Below are 17773 nucleotides of genomic sequence, written 5' to 3' on the forward strand. Positions count from 1 at the left end.
TAATGCAGCAACGCGCTGAGGGGAATCCTTGCCTGTCACAAACTCCAACTGATTGGTCATTTGTCGAACATTTAATCGACTGAAACGCTTCAGCCAGAATAAGCGAAACACGGAATAAAGGGAATGACTGTCCAGACCAATAAGCCAGCTATATGACACACATCACATTTTAAGTGGAATAATTTACAGAGGTATTACATCTTTGAGGAATAACATGCACAAAAAAGCCGGGTGACGCTTACGCCTGCCCGGCCTGAATATTTGTAGGCCCGGCAAGCTACGCGCCGCCGGGCACAACCATGATTACAGCAGTTCTTTCGCTTTCGCGACCACGTTCTCAACGGTGAAGCCGAACTCTTCGAACAGCTGCTCAGCTGGCGCAGACTCACCGAAGGTGGTCATGCCAACGATAGCGCCGTTCAGGCCCACGTATTTGAACCAGTAGTCAGCGATACCCGCTTCGATTGCCACTCGGGCAGAAACGGCTTTCGGCAGTACAGATTCACGGTAAGCCGCGTCCTGCTTGTCGAAGGCATCGGTAGACGGCATGGAGACCACGCGCGCTTTCACGCCTTCGCCTGCCAGCTGATCCCAGGCGGCAACAGCCAGTTCAACTTCAGAACCGGTTGCGATGAAGATCACCTGCGGCTGACCGTCGCAGTCTTTCAGCACGTAACCACCGCGGGCGATGTTCGCCAGCTGCTCTTCGGTACGATCCTGCTGAGCCAGGTTCTGACGGGAGAGGATCAGCGCGGTTGGGCCGTCCTGACGCTCAACGCCATATTTCCACGCTACCGCCGATTCAACCTGGTCACATGGACGCCATGTGGACATGTTCGGGGTCAAACGCAGGGACGCGACCTGCTCAACCGGCTGGTGAGTCGGGCCATCTTCGCCCAGACCGATAGAGTCGTGGGTGTAGACCATCACCTGACGCTGTTTCATCAGCGCAGCCATACGCACCGCGTTACGGGCATATTCCACGAACATCAGGAAGGTGGAGGTGTATGGCAGGAAACCACCGTGCAGGGAGATACCGTTGGCAATCGCGGTCATACCGAACTCACGAACACCGTAATGGATGTAGTTACCGGCAGTATCTTCGTTGATGGCTTTAGAGCCAGACCAGATAGTCAGGTTTGATGGTGCCAGGTCAGCGGAGCCGCCGAGGAACTCTGGCAGCAGCGGGCCGAAGGCTTCGATCGCATTCTGGGAGGCTTTACGGCTGGCGATTTTAGCCGGGTTAGCCTGCAGCTTAGCGATGAACTCGTTCGCTTTGGCGTCGAAGTCTGCTGGCATGTCACCTTTCATACGACGGGTGAACTCTGCCGCTTCCTGTGGGAAGGCTTTAGCGTAGGCGGCGAATTTCTCGTTCCATGCCGCTTCTTTCGCCTGACCAGCTTCTTTGGCATCCCACTGCGCATAAATTTCAGACGGGATTTCAAACGCAGCGTGTTTCCAGCCCAGCGCTTCACGGGTCAGGGCGATCTCTGCGTCACCCAGCGGTGCGCCGTGGGAGTCGTGCGTACCAGCTTTGTTCGGAGAACCGAAACCGATGATGGTTTTGCACATCAGCAGGGACGGTTTGTCAGTCACTGCGCGCGCTTCTTCTACTGCACGTTTAATCGCTTCAGCATCGTGACCGTCAACGCCACGCACCACGTGCCAGCCGTAGGCTTCGAAACGTGCTGCGGTGTCGTCAGTGAACCAGCCTTCAATGTGGCCGTCGATGGAGATGCCGTTGTCGTCATAGAACGCAACCAGTTTGCCCAGTTTCAGGGTGCCTGCCAGGGAGCACACTTCGTGAGAAATGCCTTCCATCATGCAGCCATCACCCAGGAATGCATAGGTGAAGTGGTCGACGATGTCATGACCCGGACGGTTGAACTGCGCCGCCAGCGTCTTCTCGGCAATCGCCATACCCACGGCGTTAGCAATACCCTGACCCAGCGGACCGGTCGTGGTTTCAACACCTGCGGTATAACCCACTTCCGGGTGACCCGGGGTTTTGGAGTGCAGCTGACGGAAGTTTTTCAGCTCTTCGATTGGCAGATCATAGCCGGTGAGGTGCAGCAGGCTGTAGATCAGCATGGAGCCGTGGCCGTTAGAGAGAACGAAACGGTCACGGTCAGCCCAGGCAGGGTTCTGCGGGTTGTGGTTCAGGAAATCACGCCACAGGACTTCGGCAATGTCAGCCATACCCATAGGGGCACCCGGGTGACCGGACTTAGCTTTTTGTACAGCATCCATGCTCAGCGCACGAATAGCATTGGCAAGCTCTTTACGTGAGGACATTTTGACTCCAGATCGGATGTTGAAGGCCATGCCCGTTTCGGCTTGACGACAGCGCGTTTTGGGCTACGCCAGAAAAAAGTGCCAACAATGTAACCCAAGCGACAAAGCATGTACATGGACCATTCTTTTGCCGCTTAAGAAATCTCTGGAACAGGCTCGCACGTTGCGCAATCTTCTCGCCCGCCTTCGTTTATATTCTTTATAATTGGAGCTGCACCCTCCTCCGGGGCGGCAAAACTTTCAGAATTTATCAAGTTTAACGAGTACGGAAGCAACATAATGAAAATGCGTGCAGTAGTGCTGGCTCTGGGAACGACCCTTCTTCTTAGCGGGTGTCAGAATATGAATTCTGGTGGCCTGCTGAGCTCCGGAGCAGAGGCGTTTCAGGCCTACTCCCTCACCGATGCCCAGGTGAAAACATTAAGCGATGAGGCCTGTAAAGAGATGGACGGTAAAGCGACCATCGCACCGGCAGACAGCACTTACGCTCAGCGTCTGAATAAGATTGCTTCAGCACTTGGCGACAACATTAACGGCCAGCCGGTGAACTACAAGGTTTACATGGCGAAAGACGTTAACGCCTTTGCGATGGCTAACGGCTGCATCCGCGTCTACAGCGGATTAATGGATATGATGAACGACAATGAAGTCGAAGCGGTTATCGGCCATGAAATGGGCCACGTTGCCCTCGGCCATGTGAAGAAAGGGATGCAGGTTGCCCTCGGCACGAACGCCGTTCGCGTGGCGGCGGCCTCTGCGGGTGGTATTGTAGGTAGCCTTTCCCAGTCGCAGCTCGGCGATCTCGGTGAAAAACTGGTTAACTCCCAGTTCTCTCAGCGTCAGGAATCTGAGGCCGATGACTACTCTTACGATCTGTTGCGCAAACGTGGGATTAACCCATCAGGTTTAGCCACCAGCTTCGAAAAACTGGCTCAACAGGAAGCGGGCCGCCAAAGCTCCATGTTTGACGACCACCCTGCCTCCGCAGCGCGTGCGCAGCACATCCGCGATCGCATGGCGGCAGACGGGATTAAATAATGTACCGGGGAGGCGCCCGCGTCTCCTTTGAAAAGCCGGGTGGCGGCTTCGCCTTACCCGGCCTGCTTTGTGCGTAAACGTAGGCCCGGTAAGCGCAGCGCTACCGGGCACACAGCTAGTACAGCGTTTTCTGCGGCGGCCCGGCAAACTTCAGGGCGCCAATCTGCCCCATCCGCACCTCCACCACCGACGGCCCCGGCATGGCCAGCGCCTCTGTCATCACCGCATCAAAATCCTCTGCCCGCTCAACGCTCCACGCCTGCAGGCCAATCGCCTGGGCCAGCAGGGTAAAGTCCGGCGTATGCAGCTCGTTATAATACTGCCGCCCGCCAAAATATTTATCCTGAATGCCACGCATCACGCCGTAACCGCCGTCATTCATGATCAGCAGCGTCACGTTGGCTTTCTCCTGCGCCAGCGTCGCCAGCTCGCCTAAATTCAGGCTCAGGCCGCCGTCGCCCACCAGCCCCACCACCTTGCGCTGCGGATTGGCAATCGCAGTACCAATTGCCATCGGCAGCCCCATGCCAATTGCCCCGGCCAGAGAGTGAATGTTCATCAGCGGACCGTTGGCGCGGAACAGACGGCTGCCCCACAGGCTGCCGGAAACGGTGATATCACGCACGAGCAGGCCATCCTGCGGCAGCGCTTTCTCGATGGCGTCGTTGAGCTTCGCATAGGCACCACACTGCTCGCGCAGACCCTGCTCAGCTTGCTCCACCGCCTGCTGTACCTGCGTGTCCCACTGCGCGTTACCCCATTCACGCCCCTGCGCTTTTGCAGCCAGCGCGTTAAGCAGCGCTGAACAATCGGCTACCAGCGTCTTATCCATCAAATAGTTACGGCTTGCCGCCGCCGGATCGATATCGATCTGCACCCGCGGAGAGGGCAGTTCGAGCGTCCATGAACGGGTCTCATTGCTGCGCAGGCGTGAGCCCGCCACCAGCGTAAAATCACACCGGGCGATCAGCGCCTCCACTGACGACGAGTTGTGGAAAGCCCGCAGGCTGGCGCGATGGCTGTCCGGCAGCACGCCGCGCGCGTGGGTGCTGGAGATCACGGTGATGCCCGCATCCGCCAGCTTTTTCACAGCGTCAGCGCTGCCCAGCGCCCCGCCACCCAGCCACAGCAGCGGCTGTTTCGCCTGCTTCAGCTGCGCCCAAAGCGCATCAACCATTCCGGCGTCTGGCGCTGAAACTGACACCGGTTTTACCGGCGCCGTCACCAGCGACAGCGGAATTTTCGCCCCCTGAATATCAATCGGGATCTCCACAGAGACCGGCCCGCACGGCGGCGTCTGTGCCTCCTGAATCGCTTTATGGAGAATCGCTATCGCCTGGTTGGCATTGCTGATGCGATATGCCCGTTTTGAACTGGCCTTCAGGAAGGTCAACTGGTCGCGGGTTTCGTGAATAAACCCGGTGTCGGCATCCAGCCAGGCTTTTTCCACCTGTCCGGTTAAATGCAGCAGCGGCGTGCAGGCATTCATCGCTTCCACCAGCGCGCCTACCGCGTTACCTGCCCCTGCCCCGGTACTGGTCAGCGCCACGCCGAGGCCGGAAAAACGCCCGTGGGCATCGGCCATGGTGACGGATCCCGCTTCGCCGCGCGCGGGCACAAAGCGGATATTGCCGCGCTGCCCTACTGCATCGGCGATGGGCAGGTTGTGAATGGAGATGACGCCGTAGATGGCCTCAACCTGATACTGCTCCAGCGTTCTGGCGATGGCGTCGCCGACGGTTATCATTTCGCTCATTGCTCACCCTTTTTCAGTCGCACCAGTGGTTGACGCTGTTACCCGTCGCCAGATAAATGCTCTTTTGTTGCATCCAGGCTTTCAGCCCCTGAATGCCCTTTTCGCGGCCCAGACCGCTCTCTTTAAAGCCCCCGAACGGGGTCGAAATCGCAAAGACCTTGTAGGTGTTGATCCACACCGTGCCCGCCTCAAGCTGCTCGCTTAAGCGCAGCGCACGTCCGGTATCCCGCGTCCAGATCCCGGCAGCCAGACCATATACCGAGTCGTTCGCCTGCTGGATCAACGCCGCTTCATCGTTAAATGGCATCGCCACCAGCACCGGGCCGAAGATCTCCTCCTGACAGGCGCGGGCGCTGTTGCTCAGCCCTTCGATAATCGTTGGCTGGAAGAAGCTGCCGTTTGCAAGATTGGGATCGGCTGGGATCTCCCCGCCGCACAGCACGCGGCCCCCTTCGCGCTTCGCCAGCTCGACGTAGGCCTGCACGCTCTGGCGATGCTTATCGTTGATCAACGGCCCGACGTGGATGCCGTCGGTAAACGGATGCCCGACGCGCAGGCCACGGGTTAACTCCAGCAACCGCACCATCAGCGGAGCGTAAAGGCTTTCGTGGATAAACAGCCGCGACCCGGCGATACAGGCCTGTCCCGCCGAGCTGAAGATGCCGAAGCAGATCCCGCGCGCGGCCTGCTCGATATCCGCATCGTCGAGCACGATGGTCGGGGATTTACCGCCCAGCTCAAGAGAGGCCGGGATCAGCTTTTCCGCCGCCACGTGCGCCAGATGACGGCCAGTGGTGGTGCCGCCGGTAAAAGAGATTTTGCGCACTTTAGGATGGCGTGCCAGCGCATCGCCAATGACCGAGCCTTTGCCCGGCAGCACGCTCAGCAGCCCGGCGGGCAGCCCCGCCTGTTCAAAGATGCGGGCCAGCTCCAGCGCCATCAGCGGCGTCGCTTCGGCGGGCTTGAGGATCACCGCGTTACCGGCGGCAATGGCCGGAGCGACTTTCTGCATTTCACTGGCAATCGGCGAGTTCCACGGCGTAATGGCTGCCACCACGCCAAGCGGCTCATAGCGACTCAGGGTTAGTAAATCCGGCTGGCGCGGCGTCGGAAGCTCCCCTTCCAGCAGTTCGCAGGCGGCGGCAAAGTAGCGCGCCGTTCCCGCCGCGCTCATCACCAGCCCGCGTGCTTCCGCCAGCGGTTTGCCGTTATCGCGGCTCTGCATCTGCGCCAGCTCGTCGACGCGGGATTCAATCTGATCCGCCACTCTGTGCAGGATCTTCGCGCGCATATGCGGCAGGCTGTTGCGCCACAAGGGATCGCGCCACGCCAGCTCGCCAGCCTCGATTGCGTCATGCAGATCGTCGAGGCTTGCCGCGTTTAAAACCGCGTTGATCGTTCCATCAGCCGGGAAGTGGCTCTGCATCGGGTTGCCGCCGCCGTGTCGCCACTGCCCCCCGATAAAAATCTTCAGTTCGCTCATCGTCACTCCTCAGCTCAGGGCCAGCTCGCGGCAGGCGCGGACCGCGCTCAGTGCCGCCAGGGTGGAGGTTTTCGGGTTAGAGGCAAGCGGCAGCCCGCTCAGCTCAAGATGGAACTCGCCAAACACGCCTTCGACGTGCAGCGTGTGGGTATTGCGTTTCGTGGCCGGGTCGACCATCAGCTGTACGCGGGTCTCATCCATCCCCACGCCGCCGAGCGCCACGGTCGCCGCCACGTTGGCGTTGGCCGGGAACAGTCGTGCCGCCTCCCGGGCGCTGCCTTCGAAAAAGACCTGCGCCACTGACACCGAATTAAGATCGATAAGCTGTTCGGCGTAGCTACCGCGCCAACTGGCCGGGCTTTTACGCGACTGATAGGTCACGCGCTCAAGCCCGCCCTCTTTCGCCGCCGCCAGCCCGTCGATGCCGGCCACCGCGCCGGAGAGCAGCGTCAGTTTGCCGCCCGCGTTGAGCAGGCGCTGCTCCAGCGCGCTATCTGCCAGTGCGCCGGTGGAGATCACCGCCAGATGCCAGCCGCGATGCAAAATATCCTCGCCGTACTGCGCCACCGCCTGCTGGCTGGCGCACTCCAGCACCAGATCGGGCGCTTCAGCGCACTCCAGCGGCGAGGTCAGCGCCACCACCGCATCACCAAACTGCTGGCGAATCGCCGCGTGATGAGACGCGCGCGCCACGATCCAGCCGATAGCGACACCGGCAGGCAGGCGCTCGATCACCGCCTGCGCCATGGCGCCGAACCCAATTAACATGATCTTTTTCATGATGCGTCCTTACAGATGGCGGCAGAAGCCGCCGGAAACGTCCAGCGCGGCGCCGGTGGTAAACGAGGCCAGCGGCGAGGCGAGGAACAGCAGCGCCTGCGCGGGCTCCTGCGGCTTGCCGAGGCGCGCCATCGGGATGCCGCGTTTGCGCGCGATCTCTGCCGTCCACTCCGGCCAGCTCTGGCTTTTGTCTGTACGGTTTTCAAAGCGGCGCTGCCACTGGCCGGACTCCACCATGCCGAGCAAGATGGAATTCACCCGAATGCCTTTCCCCACCAACTCTTTCGAGAGTGTCAGCGTCATATTCAGCAGCGCGGCACGGGCGGCAGAGGTGGCAATCATGTGCTCCTCCGGCTGCAGCGCCAGTAGCGAGTTGACGCAGGTGATGGAGGCGATGTCGGACTGCTCCAGCAGCGGCTGAAACGCCTGCACCGGATTGATCACTCCGAACAGCTTCAGCTCGGCCTCGTGCAGCCACGCCTCGCGCGGCGTATCCTGGAAGTGCGCCACGTAGCCCTGCCCGGCGTTGTTGATCAGCATATCCGCCGCACCAAAGCGCGCCTGAACGGCATCCGCAAAGGCCTGCATCTCGTCAGCGTTCAGCACGTCGCATCGATAAGAGAAAACCTCCCCGTCGGGGTATTCGTTATGCAGCGCGGCATGGGCGCTGGCGAGGCGATCCGGATCGCGGCCACAGAAGGCCACTTTAGCCCCCTCGCCCAGCAGCAGGCGCAGCGTTTCAAAGCCAATGCCAGAAGAACCGCCGGTGACGACCGCTATGCGCCCATCAATTTGTGCATTCATCGCGCACCTCTTCGTTAATGCGTAAAAGCTGTTGGTTAAAAAACGCGTCGTTATCGAGATAGCTGGCGTGACCGGCCTGGGGAATGGCGATAAACGGCAACCCGTATCGCAGCGCCAGCCCCTGCACCAACTCCGGCTGCGTAATCGCATCCTGCTCGCCGCACCAGACTTCAAAATCGCCCGGGTAGCGCTTAAGCCAGGCATGGATGTCGTCATATGCCAGCATCCACGCGGCGGCCAGGTAGCCCTCCGGGCGCAGCTTGCGCATCCCTGACGCCACGGTGGCAATATCCTCCGCGCGCGCGCCAGGGCGCAGCAGCTTCGCGGCGCGGGTCTGGGCGAGGATTTCGCCGCCCAGTGCCATCTGTTGCTCGCGGTTGCGCCAGACCTGCTCGCGCTGCTCCGGCGCGGCCTGGCCGTAGCCCTGCGCGGCATCCGCCAGCACCAGATGGATAACGCGTTCCGGGAACTTCGCCGCAAAAGCACTGGCGACCAGCGCCCCCAGAGAGTGCCCTACCAGCACCGCCTGCCAGACGCCCGCCCGATCGAGCATCGCCGCCAGCGCGTCGGCGTAATCTCCGGCGTTTGCCCGTTCAGCTGCCAGCATCGGGCTTTCGCCATAGCCGGGCATGTCCCACGCCAGCACCCGAAAACCGTCCAGCGCCATCTGCTTATGCCAGGAGGCGGCGCAGGAGCTGATGCCGTGCAGCAACATCAGCGGAATGCCGCATCCCTGTTCACGAAATTCCGTCATCGTGCACCCCTTAGTTCCGCTTCACTTTTGAGAGCGGATGATCGGCCGGGTAGGTCGGGATTTCCGGCTTGTTAGTGCCCAGCATGACGCACATCAGCGCCTCTTCTTCGCCGTGGTTGAACAGCCCACGATAGATACCCGGCGGGACGGAGATGAGGTCACGCTCGCGCAGCACGGTTTCGGTGTAGTTGTCGCCATCCTGGATCATCAGCGTGATCTGGCCTTTCAGCATGAAGAAGACCTCTTCCACATCGTCATGCAGGTGCAGCGGCCCTTCGCACTTCGACGGCAGTACCATGGTGGAGAAGGTAAAGTGATCCGCCTGCACGGTGTTGGTGTCGTTCGCCACGCCGGTGGCACCGGTGCCGATGTAGCGCATCTGCGCCCGGCGGTATTTCGGATCAAAATCGGCCTGGAACTTCAGGGCGTTCCAGTCATATTTACGCCCTTCGAAGCGCGCGATGCGCGACTCGACCCACTCTTCCATCGTCAGGTGGTCAGGTTTGATGCCAGATTTGTTGGTTATGGTTGAATCAGTCATGACACTCTCCTCAGTAACGTCTCAGCAGCGGCAGTAACAGGACGCAGCCCACCGCCGCCATCACCGCCAGAAAAATCAGCCCGGAATCCATGCTGTGGGTGAAGGCGATAAGCGCGCCCATCACCGCCGGCGACAGCGCGCCCGCAAAGTTTCCCAGCCCGTTGAAGATGCCGCCCGCCGTAGCACTCACCCGTGGATGGGTGGCCTTTGCCAGCAGGGCGAAAATGTTGGGCGCCCCGGTGCCCCACATAAAGGTACTGAAGCTCATCGCCGCGATGATGGTCAGCGGGGTGTCGAGGTGCATGACCGCTGCCAGCCCCACCGCCGCCCCCGCCATGGAGATAAAGCAGGCCGCGGCGCGCTTATCGACCCGGTCCGAGAGCCATGCGCCAATCACCTCGCCTGCCAGCATGGCGATAAACGGCATCGACGACAGCCAGCCCGCATGCTCCAGATGAATGCCCTTCCCCTTGATCAGGTAGCCCGGCAGCCAGCCGTTGATACCCCACAGGTAGGTCAGGAAGGCGATGTTAAAGATGCAGATGATCCAGAAGTGCGGACTGACGAACAGCTCGCGCCGGGCCGCGCGACGCTCATCCTGCGACGCCTGAGTAGTGGCCGGTTTCGCATCCAGACGGATCCCCCGCAGACCGATGCGCACAAAAATAAGCACCGGCACGGTCAGCATCGCCATCACGAAGAAGGTGCTCTGCCAGCCGAAGGTATTCAGCAACCAGAGGGAGAGCGGGAAGCCAATCGCCGCCCCCACCGGGGTGCCCAGCAGCCACAGCATGGTGGCGCGCGCCTGCAGATGCTGCGGGAAGTTGTGGCGCACAATGGCGAAGGCCAGCGGGAAGAGCGGCCCTTCTGCCACCCCCAGCAGGATGCGCAGGACAATCATCAGCGTGTAGTTATGGGTAAAGCCCATCGCCACCATCAGCACGCACCAGATCACCATCATCCCGGTGAGCAGGCGCAGCGGGGCGATTTTGTCCCCCAGCCCGCTTAAAAAGACCGATGAAAAGCCGTAGCTCAGCAGGAAGGCGCTCATCAGAATGCCGAGGCGCGTGGTGTCGAAATCGATGCCCATCGCCTGCTGGAAATGGCCGTCAGAAAACAGCGCCGCAATGCTGATTTTGTCGAAAAACGCCAGCAGCACGCAGGCCAGCAGCGCCAGCGGGATGGCCCAGCGCACCGCTTTTTCAGGCGTGCGGGTTCCCTCACCGCTCGCCTCAACGGGCGCGGTGTTGGTCTCTAATGTGGTCATATCTCCCCCTACGGGTGCGGGTTAGCTATCGCAATGACATCAGTGAAAAGGTCGGGTCGCTGAGCGGTACGTCTGACAGATCCCTTCCCGCCGCCATCCAGCGCTTCGCCAGCTTGACGGTGCGCGCATCGTTGAACGCCACCAGCTGCGTCAGCCGCCCGTTCGCGTCGAGCGAGAAGAACAGCGAATCGTCCCGCACTATCGTGCTGCTGCCCGGCTGCGGAATACCGAGGATCTGAATGTTGTGCTGATATTGATCTGACCAGAGCCACGGCGCGTCGTCGTAACCTGACGCATCGGGGTTGAGCATTGCTTTCGCCGTCGCCACCGCCTGATTCTGGGCAAAGGCCCAGGACTGGATGCACAGGCCGTAGTGATGATGCTGGGCCACATCCCCGGCGGCAAAGATGAACGGATCTGCGGTGCGTCCCTGGGCATCCACCACGATCCCGCGTTCGGTTTTAAGCCCGGCGTTACGCGCCAGTTCCAGGTTGAGATCGACACCGATCCCCACCACCACCGCATCAAAGGTTTTACGCTGGCCGTCGCAGTGGATGACCGGCAGACCGTTATCGTCTTCCAGCTCCAGCGCGCCGCAGCCGGTGCGGATCGCCACACCCTGCTCGCGGTGAATGGCCTCTAAGCGCTGCGAAACCTCGCCACTCACCGAGCGCATGCAGAGTGCGGGCTGCTGCTCGAACAGCGTGACCGCCACGCCGCTGCTGCGCGCGGAAGCGGCAATCTCAAGACCGATCCAGCCGCCGCCAACGATAGCCAGGGTGCGGCTCTCCGCCAGACGGCTTTTCAGACGCTGCGCGTCCTGCCAGTGGCGCAGGGTGTAGACCTGCGGGTGCGCCGCCCAGGCCTCACCCGGCAGGCGCGCCCGCCCTCCGGTGGCCAGTAAAAGCATGTTGTAACTAAGGCGTTCGCCGTTGCTTAAAACAACCGCTTTCGCTTCACGATCAATGGATTCAGCCCGCAACGGACGATACCAGGTCAGGTTCAGCGCCTGCTGCGCCTCTTCGGAAAAGAGTCGCGGAAACGCCGCCTCTGGTTGCAAAAGAGCCGCTTTCGACAGCGGTGGCCGTTCGTAGAAATCCCATTCCTCTTCCGCCACCACGCAAATCTCGCCGTCGAAACCCTCGTCACGCAGGGTTTTAGCCGCCCAGCCCCCCGCCTGGCCGCCACCGATAATGACAATGCGCGACGTCATACCGCCTCCGTTTTTTTCTGCTGACGGCGCGTGTCGTGATCGATCCCGCCTTCCACCGCCCATTCGGTAAAGGAGACCAGCGAGTGCTCCAGCTCGCGCGGCTGCCAGTTTTCGGTCAGGTAGTCGTCGTTGGTGTAGTACTCAAACGCGCCGCCGGTCGGGCTATTGACGTACCAGAAGTAGGCCGACGAGACCGGATGGCGGCCCGGCCCGATAAAGGTGCTCCATTCATTTTTATTCATCGCGATACCACCGCCGATCACCTCGTGGATATCGCGCACGGTAAAGGCCACGTGGTTCAGGCCGCGCTTACGGTTCGGCAATTGCAGCAGGAACAGGTTGTGATGCCCCCCACGTACGCCGCAGCGCAGGAATACGGCGCGGTTGATGTAGCGGTCAGAGACCTGGAAACCGAGCACCTCGCGGTAGAATTTCTCCACCGCCGCCAGCTCCTCCACGAAAAACACCACGTGGCCGACGTTGATGGGCTGGGCGCGATCGTAAACCGGGCTGGGGGTGTCAATCCGGCGGGCATCGCCCCACTGGTTGATCGGCTCGACGTTCAGCTCCACGTCGGTCTGCTGGCTGACCTGCACGCGCAGGGTCATGCCGTTCGGGTCAAGGCATTCCAGCGCGTCGCCCACTTCGCGAAAGCCGGGCTGCTGCGCAAGCTTCGAGCGCAGTGCGTCCAGATCGTTCTGGGTCGCCACTCCCCAGGTCATGCGGCGCAGGGTGTTACCCGCTTCAAACGCCGGGGGCAGATCGGGGCTGTCGATCGGGTTAAGCTCCACGCGCGCGCCGCTCAGGGTGGTAAAACGCTGGCCGCTGGCATCGCCCGTCAGGCCAAAATCACGCATAAATTTGGCGCAGTGCGTCAGGTTCTCAACGCCAAATTCCAGCTTTTCAATTCCGGTTACACTCATCGTTCGTTGCCTCATCTGGCCCAAATTGGGCGTAAAACATGCCCGACGCAGTGAAGCGCCTGACGTTAACTCACTGATTTAACTGGCCTGTGATAAATACCCTAAGAAGCCAGAAATTTTGTCCGCCGCCAGACGAACCTCGTTTTGCAGTCGCTCGCGGTCGGCTTGTGGGATCTCTTCCGACGGCACCAGAATGCTCACTACCGCCGCCACGCGATGGCTTCGGTCAAACACCGGATAAACGATGGAGGAGATACCGTGGCGGAAGAAGGATTCACCGATCACGTATCCGCGGGCTTTATCCTGCTGCACCATTTGCCACAGGGCTTCACGGTCGTGAAGCTGACCCGGCGTGTTGCCCGGCAGGCGCTCCTGCGGGAACAGCTGTTCGAAATCGGCGCGGGAAATATCGGTCAACAGCATGCGGCCGAGCGAGGTGCAGTGCACCGGCAGACGGGTGCCAATGCTGACCTGATTGATGCGCGACCCGGCGGCGCTGACGCGGGCGATGTAGATGATGTCGCGCCCGTCGCGGATCGCCAGATGGCTACTGCACTGGCTGACGTCACGCAGTTGTTCAATCACCGGCTGACCCACCTGCGCCACATCCAGCGAGGCGATGTACTCAAAGCCCAGACGCAGCACGTTCATGCCGAGCGAGAAGGTATTGGTACGGGTGTTGCGCTCCAGAAAGCCCATATACTCCAGGGTCTGCACCACGCGGTAGGCGGTGGCCTTCGGCATATCCACCAGCCGGTGCAGCTCGGCAAAGGTCAGATCGCGATGCTGCTCGCCGAAGGCCAACAGCAGCTGTAAACCGCGCTCCAGCCCCGGCACCAGATACTTCACTTCCTGATCGTTTGCCATAATCGCCCTACCTTAGTTAAAGACAAAACCGCCGTTGACCGGAATAAGCTGCCCGGTGATGAACCGCGACAGATCGCTTAACAGCCAGACCACGCTGCCGGTGACATCTTCCGGCTGCTGCGCCCCCGTTAACGCCCGGCCATTTTCATAGAGCTGATGCCGTTCGGCGGGCACATATTCCGTCGCCTCAACGCGGGTTAATCCCGGCGCGATGGCGTTAATACGAATACGCTTTTCACCTAGCTCCCGCGCCATTGAGCGGGTCATAGCAATCACGGCCCCCTTACTGGCGACGTAGGCCATCAGGCGCGGCGCGCCCCACAGGGCGGTATCGGAGGCTACGTTCACAATCCCTGCCCCTTCCCGCAGCAGCGGCACGGCGGCGCGGGTGACCAGCCAGGTGCCTTTGACGTTGACGCTCATTACCCGATCCCAGAGATCCGGATCGTAATCGAGCATGTTTTTGCCGCCGACGCCGGTCGCCATCGCCGCGTTATTCACCAGGCCGTCAATCTGCCCCAGCTCGCCAATGGCACTGAACACCTGTTCGATGGAATGCGGATCGGCCAGATCGATAACGTGCGATTCGATCGCATAACCCTGTTCGCTCAGCCCGTGGGCGCTTTCAGCCAGCTCGCCTTTCAGGATGTCGCACATCACCACCGCCGCCCCCTGCTCCGCGCAGGCTCTGGCGAAGTGGTAGCCCAGCCCGCGCGCGGCACCGGTTACAACGATGCGTTTTCCGCTCAACAGCCCGTTCATCAGGCGGCTCCCTGCTGCGCGTCGCGCATCGCCAGCTGCTCTTTCGCAGCTTTTTGCATCATGCGGCGCAGGCGGGAGAGACCAACGTCATGCTGGTAGAGGTATTCATGGTCGCGGGCGTTTGGCGCCATGCTTTCCAGCACCACACGATCCTGCTCCAGCACTTCCCAGTGCAGTTTTTCCAGGCGGTTACGGTACATAAAGCGCCACATATCGCGCTGCCAGCCCTGCACGCGGCGGATGCGCCAGAAGAAGACGCGGCAGTTGTCGTTATCTTCCGGTACCACCATACCGACGATAAAGAAGTGGCCGCCCGGCCCGAAACGCTTCCTGTAAGGAATGGAGAGGCGCATCCAGCAGGTGCCGCTGTTGCCCAGCTCCACCCAGTCGAAGTTGACGCCGCTCTGCCCTTTTTTCTCAAAGATGAAGCCGGTTTTGGTCGGCTGGAGCACCATGTCGGCCTTGCGGTCCCCTTCCGCCATTGAGTGCGAGGAGGAGTGCAGATAGGTGCCGTGCATCGGGTCCATCACGTTTTCCAGCGCGTACTGGTAATTGCATTTCCACCCGGCGGTGCAGAGGAAGTTGCTGAAATTTTCCATGTCGGCGAGTTCATCCGGGAAGGTCAGTTCGTCCGGCTGCTGATCGGCGGTGACGCCGAACCACAGGAAGATGGCGCCGTGCGCCTCCTGCACGTTATAGCTGCGTACGCACTGCTGGCCGACCAGCGGACATTTGTCCACCGCAGGCACATCTTTCACTTCGCCATTGCCTGCCACTTCCACGCCGTGATACCAGCAGGCGATGCGGTCCCCGAGATTCCAGCCCATCGACAGGCGCGCGCCGCGGTGCGGACAGCGGTCCTCCAGCGCCTGGACCTGGCCGTCTTTGTTGCGCCAGACCACAATCTGCTCCCCCAGGCGGGTAATGCCCACCGGTGCAGACTGCACTTCCCAGCTCGCCAGCACCGGATACCAGAGGCCGCGCAGACCTTTATCGAGATAGTTTTGTACGGTAGTCGTCATCGCGTTGTCCTCAGTAGCCGTTAACCTGTAAGAATGCCTGGAAGCTGGCGTCGCTCCACGGCTCGCCCTGCTGATCGTGCATCCGCACCGCGTTCAGCCCCTTCACCAGCTCCGGTAAGGTTTCAATGCCCTGCTCAAAGAGATCTTCCAGCGTGGCGATAAGGCTCATTTCCCAGTTTTCCGGCACCCGGCTGCGGGTCTGCCAGATCAGGTTCTGGTACTCGCCCGGTTTATGAATGGCGCCGTTCCCGCCTTCTGCCGGGGGCGTAAACTGGCGGCTTTCGGGCAGCGCCGGGTTGAAGTTCAGGATGTCGCTCATGCCACGGTCTCCTCGACAAAAGTAATCTGGATTTGATTTTCAAAGACCCGAACCGGGTAGCGGTTAAGGTTTCGGCCGCCGGGGCCGTGCAGGCACTGGCCGGTTTTGACGTCGAACACCGCCTCGTGCAGCGGACATTCCACTTTGCCGTCCTCAACAAAGCCCTGACTCAGCAGCGCATAGGCGTGCGGGCATACGTCTTCCAGCGCGTAATATTCGCCGTCGATTAAATAAACGCCGATCTCTTTACCTTTTACGTTGCCGCTAAAAGGGAAATCTTCCTGTACTTGTTCTGCGTCACATACGCCTATCCAGCTCATCGCGATCCTCCAGGCTTTTGTTTCATATATGAAACTCTGTTTCTTATTTAATACGGTCAATATAAAAGCGATGAATGTTTCGTCAAGCGTCAATGTGACGAATTTGTTAATTGATCGGCAATTAATAAGCTAAGTGTGCAAGGGATCACGAAAAAATGCAGCGATATGAAATTTTCATTATTGAGGCGTGAAAGAATACGTTTTAGCGATGAGCTAAAAGAGTAAATGAAAAATATTGACTTCTTTTCTTTTTCTTCCTTAAAAATAAAGCAAAGAAAAATCGACAGGTTTCACCCGTGAAACACATTTTAAAACAACCTTTTAAAAACAACGAGTTTCACAGGTGAACCATTTTAGCTCCGTGACAATCACATTGATAAAAATATAAATTCTCGAACGCATAAGGCGGGCAATATGACGGCAAGATGGCAAGGCACAATTGCACTGTTATTTCTCATTATTATTTCCTACGTTGACCGGGTAAATATTTCGGTGATGATTTTAAATCCGGAATTTGCCGAACATTTTCAGTTAAATGAAAACAGAATGTTACAAGGAATGTTAATGACCTGCTTTCTGCTGGGTTATGGATTCTCGGCTTTATTATTAACACCGGTTATCGAAAGCAAACTGCATTATCGGCAGGGGTTGTTAAGCAGCATTGCGATCTGGGCCCTGGTCTGCGCTGTTTCGCCATTGCTGGGCTCGCTAATGGGGATGCTTATCGCCCGCCTGGTATTGGGCATTGCCGAAGGTCCGCTCTTTTCCCTGAAAACGCGCTTTATAAGCGATAACTTCAGCGCGGAAGAGATAGGCAAACCCAACGCCGTCACCGCGCTGGGCGTCTCGCTCGGGCTGGCGGTGGGCTTTCCGCTCGTCACCTGGCTGATGGCACATCTGGGCTGGGCGGGTTCGTTCTATGCGCTGGCGGCAATCAATCTGCTGCTGGGTGGCGGGTTAATCTGGCGCTTCCTGCCCGCACCGCGTGGTGCGGTGAAGATGAAAAAACCAGGATTTGTCGAAACCTTTACCCTCGCCTGGCAAACGCCGCTGCTGGGCTGGATTTTACTGGTTGAAATCGCCACCCTGAGCTATCTCTGGGGAAGCAGTGCCTGGCTGCCCGCGTGGCTGCGGGATGAACACCATTTCTCCCTTCACGCGACGGGCTGGCTTGCGGCGATCCCTTTCCTGCTGAGCCTGGGTTCAAAGTTCCTGGGTGGTGTACTGCTCGATAAAATGCGCCCGGACCAGGCTCCGGTACTCTTTGTTGTGGGCGGCGCGTTGACCGCGTTGTCAGTGGTCGCCCTGATGCTCAGCCATCAGCCGGTATGGCTGGCGCTGTTTATGCTTTCCGCCAATATCTTTTGGGGGCTTCAGGGGGCCGCCATTCCTGCCGTGATCCAGCATCACGCCGCACGAGAAGCGGTGGGCAGCGCCTACGGGATCATTAATGGGATTGGCAATATCTGCGCGGCGTTTATTCCGCTGCTGATGGGGATGGTGATGAAATCGGCCGGGTCGGTCAGTTCCGGTTTTTCGGTGCTGGTGGCGTCGCAGGTTATCACTCTGCTGGCCGGAGGAATGTTGCTGCTGCGCATGCGTCGCGCAGCAGCACTCAGCGCGTAAGGC

17 protein-coding genes are annotated in these 17773 nt (G+C 59.7%); 2 read left to right on the top strand and 15 right to left on the bottom strand.

Translation table 11 applies throughout. The features are described 5' to 3' along the window. Nucleotides 1–303: 303 nt before the first annotated feature. The gene (tkt, locus tag ACOKCT_RS14530) at nt 304–2295 is read right to left on the bottom strand and encodes a transketolase (protein WP_420193602.1); all 1992 of its coding nucleotides are present in this window, start codon (nt 2293–2295) and stop codon (nt 304–306) included. 279 nt (nt 2296–2574) lie between these two features. Here tkt and ACOKCT_RS14535 point away from each other — a divergent pair, with 279 nt between their 5' ends. Beyond that, complete coding sequence (locus tag ACOKCT_RS14535; protein WP_103176898.1) at nt 2575–3333, top strand: M48 family metallopeptidase; 759 nt, start codon at nt 2575–2577, stop codon at nt 3331–3333. A gap of 115 nt (nt 3334–3448) precedes the next feature. Here the strand turns inward: ACOKCT_RS14535 and ACOKCT_RS14540 are convergent, their stop codons facing one another. The 14 genes from ACOKCT_RS14540 to ACOKCT_RS14605 all read right to left on the bottom strand — a co-directional run bounded on the left by ACOKCT_RS14540 (nt 3449) and on the right by ACOKCT_RS14605 (nt 16144). Continuing rightward, complete coding sequence (locus ACOKCT_RS14540; protein ID WP_103176899.1) at nt 3449–5089, bottom strand: thiamine pyrophosphate-binding protein; 1641 nt, start codon at nt 5087–5089, stop codon at nt 3449–3451. 13 nt (nt 5090–5102) lie between these two features. Further along, nucleotides 5103–6572 carry an aldehyde dehydrogenase gene (locus tag ACOKCT_RS14545; RefSeq protein WP_420193603.1) on the bottom strand — a complete coding sequence of 490 codons (1470 nt, stop codon included), beginning with the start codon at nt 6570–6572 and terminating at the stop codon, nt 5103–5105. A 9-nt stretch (nt 6573–6581) separates the two neighbouring features. Beyond that, the gene (locus ACOKCT_RS14550) at nt 6582–7352 is read right to left on the bottom strand and encodes an aspartate dehydrogenase (RefSeq protein ID WP_156655201.1); all 771 of its coding nucleotides are present in this window, start codon (nt 7350–7352) and stop codon (nt 6582–6584) included. 9 nt (nt 7353–7361) lie between these two features. Beyond that, entirely contained in the window at nt 7362–8156 is a 795-nt protein-coding gene (locus ACOKCT_RS14555) for an SDR family oxidoreductase (RefSeq protein WP_103176902.1), read from the bottom strand. Then, nucleotides 8140–8910: an alpha/beta fold hydrolase gene (locus ACOKCT_RS14560; protein WP_420193604.1), complete on the bottom strand. Its 771-nt coding sequence runs from the start codon at nt 8908–8910 to the stop codon at nt 8140–8142. The genes ACOKCT_RS14555 and ACOKCT_RS14560 overlap by 17 nt, the downstream gene beginning before the upstream one ends. 10 nt (nt 8911–8920) lie before the next feature. Beyond that, complete coding sequence (locus ACOKCT_RS14565) at nt 8921–9451, bottom strand: cupin domain-containing protein (protein WP_103176904.1); 531 nt, start codon at nt 9449–9451, stop codon at nt 8921–8923. A 10-nt stretch (nt 9452–9461) separates the two neighbouring features. Further along, entirely contained in the window at nt 9462–10718 is a 1257-nt protein-coding gene (locus tag ACOKCT_RS14570) for an MFS transporter (RefSeq protein WP_114316837.1), read from the bottom strand. 25 nt (nt 10719–10743) lie between these two features. After that, nucleotides 10744–11931, bottom strand: coding sequence for an NAD(P)/FAD-dependent oxidoreductase (locus ACOKCT_RS14575; protein ID WP_159339843.1), 1188 nt, complete (start codon nt 11929–11931; stop codon nt 10744–10746). Next, nucleotides 11928–12854, bottom strand: a complete 927-nt coding sequence (locus ACOKCT_RS14580) for a VOC family protein (RefSeq protein WP_156655204.1) — start codon at nt 12852–12854, stop codon at nt 11928–11930. Before ACOKCT_RS14580 ends, ACOKCT_RS14575 begins: the two co-directional genes overlap by 4 nt. A 78-nt stretch (nt 12855–12932) precedes the next feature. Further along, nucleotides 12933–13721 carry an IclR family transcriptional regulator gene (locus tag ACOKCT_RS14585; protein ID WP_156655205.1) on the bottom strand — a complete coding sequence of 263 codons (789 nt, stop codon included), beginning with the start codon at nt 13719–13721 and terminating at the stop codon, nt 12933–12935. A gap of 12 nt (nt 13722–13733) precedes the next feature. Next, complete coding sequence (locus tag ACOKCT_RS14590; protein WP_156655206.1) at nt 13734–14483, bottom strand: SDR family oxidoreductase; 750 nt, start codon at nt 14481–14483, stop codon at nt 13734–13736. Then, nucleotides 14483–15505, bottom strand: a complete 1023-nt coding sequence (locus tag ACOKCT_RS14595; RefSeq protein WP_103176908.1) for an aromatic ring-hydroxylating oxygenase subunit alpha — start codon at nt 15503–15505, stop codon at nt 14483–14485. Before ACOKCT_RS14595 ends, ACOKCT_RS14590 begins: the two co-directional genes overlap by 1 nt. Nucleotides 15506–15515: 10 nt before the next feature. After that, on the bottom strand, nt 15516–15824 hold the full coding sequence (locus ACOKCT_RS14600; RefSeq protein ID WP_103176909.1) for a recombinase-like helix-turn-helix domain-containing protein: 309 nt from the start codon (nt 15822–15824) through the stop codon (nt 15516–15518). Next, the gene (locus tag ACOKCT_RS14605) at nt 15821–16144 is read right to left on the bottom strand and encodes a Rieske (2Fe-2S) protein (RefSeq protein ID WP_420193605.1); all 324 of its coding nucleotides are present in this window, start codon (nt 16142–16144) and stop codon (nt 15821–15823) included. The genes ACOKCT_RS14600 and ACOKCT_RS14605 overlap by 4 nt, the downstream gene beginning before the upstream one ends. A 414-nt stretch (nt 16145–16558) precedes the next feature. On the opposite strand from ACOKCT_RS14605, the gene ACOKCT_RS14610 reads away from it, so the two are divergent. Next, nucleotides 16559–17770, top strand: coding sequence for an MFS transporter (locus tag ACOKCT_RS14610; protein ID WP_159339845.1), 1212 nt, complete (start codon nt 16559–16561; stop codon nt 17768–17770). Nucleotides 17771–17773: the final 3 nt, after the last annotated feature.

It is taken from the genome of Leclercia sp. M-A074-M (assembly GCF_965195605.1).
Taxonomy (GTDB): domain Bacteria; phylum Pseudomonadota; class Gammaproteobacteria; order Enterobacterales; family Enterobacteriaceae; genus Enterobacter.